The 1307-nt window shown below is 70.8% G+C and carries 3 protein-coding genes; all 3 read right to left on the bottom strand.

Going from position 1 to position 1307, the window contains the following annotated elements; all coding sequences use genetic code 11:
• Nucleotides 1–613, bottom strand: a 613-nt coding sequence (locus H7841_18545) for a hypothetical protein (GenBank protein ID MEO5338858.1), incomplete at its 3' end; no start/stop codon positions are given.
• A complete protein-coding gene (locus tag H7841_18540; GenBank protein ID MEO5338857.1) occupies nt 610–756 on the bottom strand; it encodes a hypothetical protein in 147 nt (48 codons plus the stop codon). The genes H7841_18540 and H7841_18545, both read right to left, overlap by 4 nt.
• Nucleotides 757–830: 74 nt before the next feature.
• On the bottom strand, nt 831–1307 hold a 477-nt coding region (locus tag H7841_18535), incomplete at its 5' end, for a hypothetical protein (GenBank protein ID MEO5338856.1).

Here is a 1307-nt window from a genome sequence, read left to right as displayed (position 1 = left end):
CGCTTCTCCAGGTCGGCCAGTTGCTGGACGCGGGTCGCCACCTGACTGGCGATGTCCGGGCCCTTGAAGCCCTCCCGCAGGTCGTTGACGAACCCGGTGAGGCCCCGGAGGGTCGCCTGTCCCCCGAGACCGAGCGGAAGGTGGCCAGAACCGAGGAGGCATCCATCACCCCCTCGGCGGTGACCATGGTGCTGGCCTCCATGGCGTCGGCGAGGTCGTTGAGTTCCTGGCCGGTCAGGCCCGAGGCATGGCCGGTGGCCTTGAGGACGGCTTCGAGGCGCAGGAGCGACTGCTGGGCCGTCTCCATTTCGTGCAGCCCCTGGCCCATGGCCGCCGCCAGTCCGCCGAGCGCCGTCCCGGCCGCCAGTCCGGCGGGACCCAGGCGCAGCATGGCCGAGCCGACGCCCCCCAGGTGGCCGGCGAAGCCTTCCAGATGCACGCGGGCCGCCGAGGTCACCTCGTTGATGGCCAGCAGCCCCTTGGAGGCGGGCTTGGATGCCTGCTCGATGCGGGCCAGGGCCTTGGCGCCGTCCTCGCCCAGTTGCATGAGGGCGCGGCGCACCACCTCGCCGTCCTTGACGGCCAGGCGGATGGCGAGAGTCCTGTCGCTCATGGCTCGGAGGTTTCCTTGCGCAGCTTGGCGAGGCCTTCCAGCAGGCCGGCCTCGGCATCGGGCAGCAGCTCGGCGACGGCGGCGGTGTCGTAGCCGAGGGCTTCGGCCATTTTCAGGGCAACGGTCAAGTCGATGCCGAGCACGGAACCGCCTGGGGCAAAGCGTAGCTGCCCGGCGAGGCGCAGCAGCAGATCCCAGGCCTGCCAGCCGGCCTCGGTCAGGGGCTCGTGTTGGCGATAAGGGCATTCGGCGCCGCAGCCGCCTCCGCAGGCCTTGCAGTATCCTGGGCCCCCGCCGAAGTGCCACGCGGCGCGGGCCCGGATGCGTTTCCCTCGGCGGCCTTCTCCTCCAGGGGAGCGAGGTAGCGGTGATAGAAAAGGGCGGCCAGCAGGGGCTGCTGGTCCACGAAAGCCGCCACCGTCTCCTCGGACACGGGTCCCTCGACGCCCTGCCAGTCGATGACGGCATAGAGGGAGAGGCCCTTGATCATCAGGGCGCGCATCAGGCCCCGGCGGACGGCCTCGGCGGCGGGATCGAGGCCTTCCGCGCCGGCCCTGTGCTCGGCCCAGTCCTCGTAGACCTTCTCGGCCTGGGCCTGAATCATGGCGTAGGCGGGCGTGGTCAGGGGCCGGACCTTGACCCGTACCCCCTCGGCCAGATCGAGCCATTGAGGCTCACGCTGTCCCAGCTTGAT

The organism is Magnetospirillum sp. WYHS-4, assembly GCA_039908345.1.
Taxonomy (GTDB): Bacteria; Pseudomonadota; Alphaproteobacteria; order Rhodospirillales; family GLO-3; genus JAMOBD01.
The sequence above is the reverse complement of the archived record's forward strand: the minus strand, read 5'-3'. Positions and strand labels throughout refer to the sequence as shown.